General features: G+C 56.7%; 8 protein-coding genes. All 8 read left to right on the top strand.

Annotated elements, in window-relative coordinates:
- Positions 1-124 precede the first annotated feature (124 nt).
- The 8 genes from AABZ39_02475 to AABZ39_02510 all read left to right on the top strand — a co-directional run bounded on the left by AABZ39_02475 (position 125) and on the right by AABZ39_02510 (position 8708).
- The gene (locus tag AABZ39_02475) at positions 125-715 is read left to right on the top strand and encodes a GNAT family protein (protein ID MEK6793614.1); all 591 of its coding nucleotides are present in this window, start codon (positions 125-127) and stop codon (positions 713-715) included.
- 1 nt (position 716) lies between these two features.
- Positions 717-2501 carry an ABC transporter ATP-binding protein gene (locus tag AABZ39_02480; GenBank protein MEK6793615.1) on the top strand — a complete coding sequence of 595 codons (1785 nt, stop codon included), beginning with the start codon at positions 717-719 and terminating at the stop codon, positions 2499-2501.
- Between the two features lie 15 nt (positions 2502-2516).
- Positions 2517-2972, top strand: coding sequence for a pyridoxamine 5'-phosphate oxidase family protein (locus AABZ39_02485; GenBank protein MEK6793616.1), 456 nt, complete (start codon positions 2517-2519; stop codon positions 2970-2972).
- Positions 2973-3027: 55 nt separating this feature from the next.
- Positions 3028-4383: an RIP metalloprotease RseP gene (gene rseP, locus AABZ39_02490; GenBank protein ID MEK6793617.1), complete on the top strand. Its 1356-nt coding sequence runs from the start codon at positions 3028-3030 to the stop codon at positions 4381-4383.
- Positions 4384-4412: 29 nt separating this feature from the next.
- Positions 4413-5327: an AraC family transcriptional regulator gene (locus AABZ39_02495; GenBank protein ID MEK6793618.1), complete on the top strand. Its 915-nt coding sequence runs from the start codon at positions 4413-4415 to the stop codon at positions 5325-5327.
- A 134-nt stretch (positions 5328-5461) separates the two neighbouring features.
- Positions 5462-6364 (top strand): hypothetical protein, encoded by a 903-nt coding sequence (locus AABZ39_02500; protein ID MEK6793619.1) that lies wholly within the window; start codon positions 5462-5464, stop codon positions 6362-6364.
- A 12-nt stretch (positions 6365-6376) separates the two neighbouring features.
- Positions 6377-7090, top strand: coding sequence for a HAMP domain-containing sensor histidine kinase (locus tag AABZ39_02505; protein ID MEK6793620.1), 714 nt, complete (start codon positions 6377-6379; stop codon positions 7088-7090).
- A gap of 217 nt (positions 7091-7307) precedes the next feature.
- Complete coding sequence (locus tag AABZ39_02510; GenBank protein ID MEK6793621.1) at positions 7308-8708, top strand: FecR family protein; 1401 nt, start codon at positions 7308-7310, stop codon at positions 8706-8708.
- Positions 8709-8809: the final 101 nt, after the last annotated feature.

The following is an 8809-nucleotide window of genomic DNA, read 5'->3' on the forward strand; positions in this document are numbered from 1 at the left end:
GGCAACGATACGATCGCATATTGCCGGACTTGCAAAAGCCGGCTTTCATGATATCGATATCGTCTGGAAACAGGTGATGGGTGCCGTCATCTATGCTGCACGCTGAAGGATACAGGAGAGGAACATGAAGTACTTCAGGAAACTTATCGGAACAAAGGTCTATCTTTCACCGCTCTCAGCGGACGACGCACCGCTCATCTGCGGATGGTTCAATGATCTCGCTATCACAAAAAATCTTTCGATCGCATCATCCATGGTGACGGTACCCTCGGAGCAGAATTGGCTTTCGAACGCGTGCGAAGGGAAGGATAAAAGCGAGATCGTGCACGCCATCGTCGATATCGCCACCGATACGATGATCGGCACTGCAGGGCTGCATCGCATCGATCTCGTGCACGGCCTCGCCGATTTCGGGATACTCATCGGCGACAAGAACTACCACGATAAAGGATACGGCACCGAGGCGACGAAGCTCACGCTCGATTTCGCGTTCAATATCCTCAATCTCCGGAATGTGCGGCTGAGCGTGTTCGAGTTCAACAAGCGCGGACAGCGGGCGTATGAGAAGGCGGGCTTCAAGCTCATCGGGCGGCGCCGGAAGGCATGGCCTATCGGCGGAACGGTGTATGACGTCATCATCATGGACGCCATCGCCGAGGAATTCGAGAGCCCGTTCGTCAGGAAAGCAGTGAGCGGGACCATGACAAGGGAATAACATGAAAGAGCAGAAAAAAGAAAGGATAGATTTCAAATTCAATTTCACCATTTACCTCGACATAGTGAAGCGCTACATCCCGTACGTGGTCATCATTCTGTCCGTGAGCCTCCTGGTCGAAGCGAGCGTGGCGGCGGATAAGCTTCTCTTTAAGCTCATCATCGATCGCGGCACCGATCTTGCCGGCGGAAAGCTTGCCGTAGAATTATTCGTACGCCTTCTCGCCGCCATTGCTGCGGGATACGGCGGGATAATACTGATGCGATCGCTCGCGAAATTCGCGCATCTGCATTTCATCAATGAGCTTGAATCAAGGCTCATCTTCGACCTGAAGAATAAATTCTTCGGCCATCTGGTCGGGCTTTCGCATGAATTCCACACCACGCACAAGTCGGGCTCCCTCATCTCGCGGCTCTCGCGCGGCGGACGCGCCGTGGAAGGCATGACCGATATCTTCCTCTTCCAGTTCGCACCGCTCTTTTTTCAGCTCGTCGCGGTATCGATATCGCTCGTGTGCTTCAGCTGGATACCGATGGTGACCGTGCTCGCGACGGTGGCGGTATTCATTGCGTACAGCCTTATCCTCCAGAACATACAGCAGCCGTACAATCTCGCCGCGAACAATGCCGACGACCGCGAGAAGGGGTTCATCGGCGATGTGTTCGCCAACGTCGATTCGATAAAATATTACGGCAAGGAAGGGATGATACGCCGCCGCTATGCCGACTCCTCGGGTACCACGCGCGATGCGATGCGTACGCACTGGCACTTCTACCGTTTCTGGGACGCGGGCCAGACGATAATACTCGGCGCCGGCGCATTCGCCCTGGTGGCGTATCCCGTGTACGCGTTCATGCATCACGCGATGACGCTCGGCACGGTGGTGTTCATCTACACGCTCTACGGCAATATCATCGGGCCGCTTTTCGGCTTCGTGCACGGCATGCGCCAGTTCTATCGCGCCATGGCGGATTTCGAATCGCTTTTCCAGTACGCGAAGATAGAGAACTCCATCAAGGATGCGCCGTCGGCACCGCCGATGAAGGTCCCGAACGGGAAGATAGAGCTCAAGGGTGTTTCATTCCGCTATCACAAGAAGAACGTGTTCACGGATTTCTCACTTTCGATACGCATGCATGAACGGGTGGCTCTCGTCGGCCGCTCCGGCTGCGGGAAGACAACGCTCGTGAAACTGCTCTATCGTCTCTACGATGTCGATGAGGGCTGCATTTGTATCGACGGCGTGAATATTCGCGACGTGGCGCAGGAATCGCTTCGGCGTTCGATGGCGATAGTCCCGCAGGAATGCATGCTCTTTGACGATACGGTGTACAACAACATCGCCTTCTCGAACCCGGACGCGCCGCGGAAGGATGTGCTTGCCGCGATGCGCTTTGCCCAGCTCGATGTAGTGGTAAAGAGCTTTCCCCTGGAGGAGAACACCATCGTCGGCGAGCGTGGCGTGAAGCTTTCCGGCGGCGAGAAACAGCGCGTGTCCATTGCGCGCGCCCTCCTTGCGAAGACAAAGATCGTCGTCCTTGACGAAGCGACATCATCGCTCGACTCAAAGACCGAGCATGATATTCAGCGCGACCTCGCGCGGCTCTTGCGCGGACGCACGGCCATCATCATCGCGCACCGGCTCTCGACGATAATGAACGCGGACCGTATCATCGTCCTTGAGCGCGGACGCATCGTCGATGAGGGACGGCACACGGAATTGATACGGCGGCCCGGCGTATATAAAAAGCTGTGGAACCTCCAGAAGAACGGCTACATCGAATAACACGGGAGCATCACGATGCGAAGAAAAGAACGGGAAATAACCGATACGGCGGAGATAGAGTCGATACTGAAGTCGGCAGAGGTGGCGACGCTTGCGCTCATCGACGGCGATACCCCTTACGCGCTGCCGCTCAATTTCGGCTACCGCGAGAGGACGCTCTTCATCCATTGCGCGCTCGAAGGGCGGAAGATCGACATGCTCAGAAGGCACCCATCGGTCGCTTTCTCCGTGTTCGATAATTACGCCGTCATTCGCGGGGAGACGGCCTGCCACTGGGGCGTACGCTATCGCTCGGTGCTCGGGACAGGACGCGTGCGGTTCATTACCGACGCCGCCGAGAAGAAGAGGGCGCTCGATATACTCATGTCGAAATTCACCGAAGGACCGTTCGTCTATGATGAGAAGCAGATGTCGCGTACCTGCACGTTCGCCGTCGATATCGCAACGATGAGCGGGAAACAGAAACTCTAGCCGTTTGCTTTCCCCCGCCCTTTTGCTATAATACTCATCACAAAGGAAAACAAACATGGATATTCTCTTCTGGATAATAGCGTTCGTCGTGCTCGGTGTTCTCATCTTCGTGCATGAACTCGGCCATCTCGTCATGGGACTTATTACCGGCATAAAAGCGGAAGTATTCTCGATAGGGTACGGCAAAGGCATCATCTCAAAAACGCTCTGGGGCATCAAATTCCAGATCGGCTGGTTCCCCATCGGCGGCTACTGCAAATTCAAGGGCGAAGACCCCAATGACAAGGGCGGATCGAAGGACGATTTCCTCAATACGCACCCGTTGAAGCGGCTTTCCATCGCTGTCGGCGGTCCGGCGTTCAATTATTTCTTCGCCGTCATGCTGTTGGCAGCGCTCGCCATGCTTCCGTCAACGCGGAATTTTTACGCACCGACACTGAGCGTTTTCGAGAACGCAAAATACGCCGGCGGCAAGGATGAGATCTCGGCAGCGCATCGCGCCGGTTTCAGGAGCGGCGATGTGATCATTTCGGTGAACAAGAAGTCCGTACGCACCGACCGCGATGTGTACGATGCCCTGAAGGACGTAAGCGCTTTCGCCAAGGATTCGGAAACAAAATTCACCGTACGGCGCGGCAGTGCGACCGTTGATCTGAAGCTGCGCGGCGATGATATGCAGCGCTTCATGGGCGGCTCATCGGGGATTATCATAGCATCGACGACGCTCACGATAAAACGCGTACAGGCGAACTCGGCGGCGCAGAACGCCGGGCTTAAGGCGGGCGACACTATCGCCGTGGTGAACGGGAAGGCAGTCTCCTATTACAGCGATTTTCGCACCGCCGTGTACGATAATCCCGGAACAAAGATAACGATAAGCGTGCGCCGCGGAAAAGAGACCGTAACGCGTGATGTCATCCCCGCGACGAAAAGATCCGGCAATACTTCATACGGCGTCATCGGCGTGGAATTCTCCGATGCGCCGCTTTCCACCGAACGTACACCCGGCAAGCCGCTCCATCGCGCCATCATAAGCGGGTTCACGGAGAGCGCATCGACCTTGACAAGCTATGTGCGCGGGCTCGGCATGCTCGTGACCGGGCAATTGCCGCTCAAGGATTCGGTGGGCGGCCCCATTCGCATCATGCAGATGACGCAGGAAGTGGCGAAAACGAGCATCGTTGGGCTCATCAATTTCACCGCCGTGCTGAGCCTCATCCTCTTTCTCATGAACCTCCTGCCGATCCCCATCGTTGACGGATCGATAATAGTGTTCTCGCTTTGGGAATTCATATCGAGGAAGCCGCTCAACCGCGCGCTTCTTATCCGCATACAGATGGTCGGCTTCGCGCTTTTAGTATCGCTCGGGATCATCATAACCGCGAACGATATCATGCATATCTTCCGCTGACGATACGCGCCGCTCACTGAGGGGTTATCGTGAAGATAATATCGCATCGCAGAAGCATCATGCCGTTCGGCATATCGCGGACGGGGACCATCACATCGTATCCGCCGCACAGCCACGATTTCACCGAACTGACCTATATTCACACGGGCGACGGCGTTCATATCCTCAACGGCGAACGAACGCCCTTCCGCGCGCATGATGTCCTCTTCACACCGCCGACCATCGAACACTCCTTCGCCGCTGCCGGCACGCATGATCAGACGAGCATAGCGTTCTATCCGGAATTCTTCCGCGCGCACTCGCTCGCACCGACGGCTGCCGCACTTGCCGCCATTATCCGCTCCGGCCGCTGCGCACTCTCGCTCCTGCCCGACCAGGCGGACGATTTCGAGCGCACGATAGATGCGATGTTCCGTGAATACATGTTCAAGCAGCACCGCTATGAACGGATGATAGCCCTTTCCGCGGCACGACTCATCGCCATCATCGAGCGTTCGTCCGCCGAGAAGAGTTCCGTGCTCTCCCGTTTCAAGGATATGCCCTCTCCGCTTTATACCGCACTCATGCGCATCGAGTCCGAGTACCATCTCCTCGGTGAAAGCGGCGAGATGGCGTCCGATTCCGAAGTGAGCGCCAAGCACCTGATACGCCTCTTTAAAAAACACCTGAAGCTCACGCCGCTGCAGTATCTGAACCGCGTGCGTGTGGAGAAATGCTGCGAGCTCATCTCCGTGAAGGATATAGCCATTGCGGATGCGGCATACCGCACCGGGTTCAACGATCTTGCCAATTTCAACCGGCTCTTCAAGCGCTTCACCGGCATGACTCCCACCGCGTTCCGCACCGCGATAGCGGCGAAGAAGATCGACCCGGCGTCGGCGAACCGCTTCGGTTTTCCGCTCAGGATGATACCATCTGACCCCCAGCGCCGTTCCCCTTTTTAAGGCGAGCGCCTTTGGCGCAGCCCAGCGGCAACGCCACTACGGGGAAAGGGCAGCCGGCAGGCGCAAAAACCTGTCTATAATTTTTACATCACCATCGTCCGATAATGTTGTTATATGTCATCTTCGGGGCAGTAATGGACGATCAAAGAAAAGCTGGTATCATGTTCCTCGGCCCGCGTGATATTTACGCGGAGATAGAGCACGTCCTCACCGCCATGCGCATGGAGGGGAGCGTTGAAGCGGTGCGCGCCGTCTATAACGACACGCGGCGGATATTCTCCGGCGACCATGAAGAATATAAGGCGAGCAATACCGGCTATCATGACTTCGCGCATACTGAGAACGTGTTCCTCGCGGCGCTGCGCCTCATCCACGGCGTACACATCGGCACGAGGCTCATCGACGAGCGGGGGGCGCGGCTTGCGCTCATCGCCTCGCTCCTGCACGATATCGGCTTCATACAGGAGAAGAACGACAACGACGGCACAGGCGCAAAATACGGGGCGCATCATGAGAAGCGGAGCATGCGCTTCACCGAACGATATCTTACCGCCAACGGGTATTCCGAAGAGGACATCGCCTCCTGTGCGAAGATGATAGCCTGCACCATGCTCGGGCTCGCACCGTCGGCGATCAATTTCAGTTCCCCGATGATACAGAGTGCGGGCTTTATCGTGGGCTCGGCCGACCTCATCGGCCAGCTTGCCGACAGGCTCTATCTGGAGAAGCTCCTCCTCCTCTACCGCGAGGTACGCGAAAGCGGGACGACGGTGTTCACCTCGGAATTCGATCTGCTCAAGAAAACGGAGAACTTCTACCGCAAGGTCGCTGCACAGCGATTGACCGCCGATTTCGGGAATAAGACCGAGCATCTGCATCTGCATTTCCGCGAACGCTGGGGTATTGACGAGAACCTCTACGCGGGCTACATCGAAAAGAACATCGCATACCTCCACTCGATACTCGAGCGCGACGCCGAACATTATCGGGATTACCTCCGGCGCGGCGGCATTGTCGATGAGCTCGGCGAACCGTAAGCGGCCGCATCGATGAAGTACCCGAAAAAGAAAAAGCCCGCGGTCGCGCTGCCGGCACATCGTTTCGCGTTCATCGCGCACGAACTTAAGGGCACGCTCGCCGCGGCAATGCAGAACCTCTATGCGCTCAAGGACGGGTATTTCGGCGCCGTGAGCGATGAGCAGAAGAAGATCATCGCCACCTCGCTCACCTATCTCGGTTATTTCGATTCCATGATGAAGAACCTGTTCATGTTCGAGCGCATCGGCGAGAAGATGTTCGTCCCCGTGCTTCGACCGACGACGCTCGACACGGTCATACTGCCGGCTGCCGCATCCATACGCACCATTGCCGAGCAGCGCCGGCTCACGATAGGAACGGATATAGCACCCGGCATCATCGTCCCCGCGGACAGCGGCATGCTCGCCGCCGCGATAATGAACATCCTCGGCAATGCGGCATCCTACGCATCGGCGGGCGGGTGCATAACCGTTCGCGCCGTAGCGCAAGCCTCCCGTGTGACCATCGATATCTATAACGACGGCACGCCGATAGCAGCACGCGATGTGAAAAAGCTCTTCAGGAAATTCTCGCGCCTTGACCGCGATGCGGACCATATTGCCGGCACCGGCCTCGGGCTTTTCATCGCCCGCGCCATCATCAAGAAACACCGCGGCTCCATCGCCTGCGTGCCCCGCAGTACGGGCAATTCATTCGTCATTACGCTCCCGCTCTCAAGAACATAGATCCCGCACGATATCGTCGTGAAACACCATAGTTGAAATAGACCGGGGCGCTGAGAACAGCGACCGCTCTGTTGCATGGAACAAGGGCTCATGAGCCCTTGTTCTCTATTTTCACGACAGCTTGTGCATTGACAAATCACGGCGTTATGTTATTTTTATCGTGACGGAAACTCCGCATGTGCTCGCTCGGGTGATTGGTTTTTCCGGGAGGCATACGATGCGTTCATTCATACGGGCATCCTTCATTTTTGCGCTCACCTTCTCTGCCGCGCACGCGATAGAACTGACCATCGTATCGCTCGCGGGGAGCGTTTCGATAAAGCGCGGCGGTGAAACGGCATGGAAAGCGGCCGCCGTCAAAGATAAACTCGTCAATTCCGATTCGATACGCACCGCGAAGGGCGTCGTTGAACTTACATCGCAGAGACCATCCGCCACCGTTCGCATAGCGGAGAACACCGAGGTGAGCCTCGGATCCGCTGCAGCGACGAAAAAGAACGTCGACCTTCGTCTCGCAGCCGGCAAGGCGTGGATGCATCTTGCTAAACTCGCGGTACACCAGTCGTTCAATGTCGAGACCCCCAACGCCATCGCATCCGTCCGCGGAACGACATTCGTCATTACATTCCAGAAGGGTGCGTCAAAACTGCTGACCGTCGAGGGTACCGTCGATTTCGGCAGCGGAAATACGCTCGTGCCCGTTTCGGGAGGCTTTCTCGCCATCGTCGATGAGAACGGTAATCTCATACCCCCGAAAAAGGCGAACGATGCCGACATCAGCGACATGCTCGGCGGCATACCGTCGTTCGACACGCCGCCGCCGGCACGTAGGTTCGACGACAGGAAGCAGAAGCTCCGCGGGCTCATCGACCGTGAGCGTTCAAAACTTGCCCTCACGCGCTCCATCGCCTCGGAAAAGCGCACCACCGATCTCATGGCCGGCCGCGTGCTCACCGATATGAACGGCGACGTGGTGCGTGTCGAGCAGCTCGTTCGCTGGATCGATTCGCGTACGGTCAATCTCATTTCGCTTACGAAACGGACGACCGGTGTGAACGCCGGGCTGAGCTATCTTGACATGACGACGCGTTTTAACCGCGATCTGCCGAAAACGGTCGGCGCGGCGATAGCGGCCTCATCCGGGAACGATCTGTATGTCGCATCTTCATCGACGCGTGTTGGCGAACGTACACCGAGCGGCAATAGTGATATCCGCTATACCCAGAACGCAGGCAATGACAAGACGTTCTTCTACTTCAACGGATCGACGACGGCGTATGAAGGAAAGATGGCGGACCTCTTGAACATCACGCCTCCGGCGAGCACCGGGCTCCTTACCACGAGGCAGGAGCTGCAGCTTTGGAACCCGGGGCAGTACGGTGTGGGCGGACAGCAAGCAGGCAAAGTCATCATCAACGCCAGCGTGATATCGGGAAGCGGACAGGTGCTCGGCGGGGGCACGTCATCGCTCTTCGGTCTGAACGACATATTCGGCATGTTGAGGAACTCTGCCGGGGAACTCGCGGTCAGTACATTGGGAGGTGTGTTGCCCGCAATGGCTGTCGACACGATGCTCATTCCCGATATTTTCTTCTCCTATGTCCAGCGGTTCTGGTAAGGCGGCACAATGAGATCGATACTGTCATTTCGAACGGCCCTTCACATTGCAACGGAGTGTATCAGCATGTCGCTTTTCGCACAGATGCCGTCATTCCTTGT

Source organism: Spirochaetota bacterium (genome assembly GCA_038043445.1).
Lineage (GTDB): Bacteria > Spirochaetota > Brachyspiria > Brachyspirales > JACRPF01 > JBBTBY01.

Bases quoted from the DNA above. Each gene is read 5' to 3' on its own strand.
- AABZ39_02505 (MEK6793620.1), top strand. From the start codon at position 6,377: ATGAAGTACCCGAAAAAGAAAAAGCCCGCGGTCGCGCTGCCGGCACAT.
- AABZ39_02475 (MEK6793614.1), top strand. From the start codon at position 125: ATGAAGTACTTCAGGAAACTTATCGGAACAAAGGTCTATCTTTCACCG.
- rseP (MEK6793617.1), top strand. From the start codon at position 3,028: ATGGATATTCTCTTCTGGATAATAGCGTTCGTCGTGCTCGGTGTTCTC.
- AABZ39_02480 (MEK6793615.1), top strand. From the start codon at position 717: ATGAAAGAGCAGAAAAAAGAAAGGATAGATTTCAAATTCAATTTCACC.
- AABZ39_02500 (MEK6793619.1), top strand. From the start codon at position 5,462: ATGGACGATCAAAGAAAAGCTGGTATCATGTTCCTCGGCCCGCGTGAT.
- AABZ39_02485 (MEK6793616.1), top strand. From the start codon at position 2,517: ATGCGAAGAAAAGAACGGGAAATAACCGATACGGCGGAGATAGAGTCG.
- AABZ39_02510 (MEK6793621.1), top strand. From the start codon at position 7,308: ATGCGTTCATTCATACGGGCATCCTTCATTTTTGCGCTCACCTTCTCT.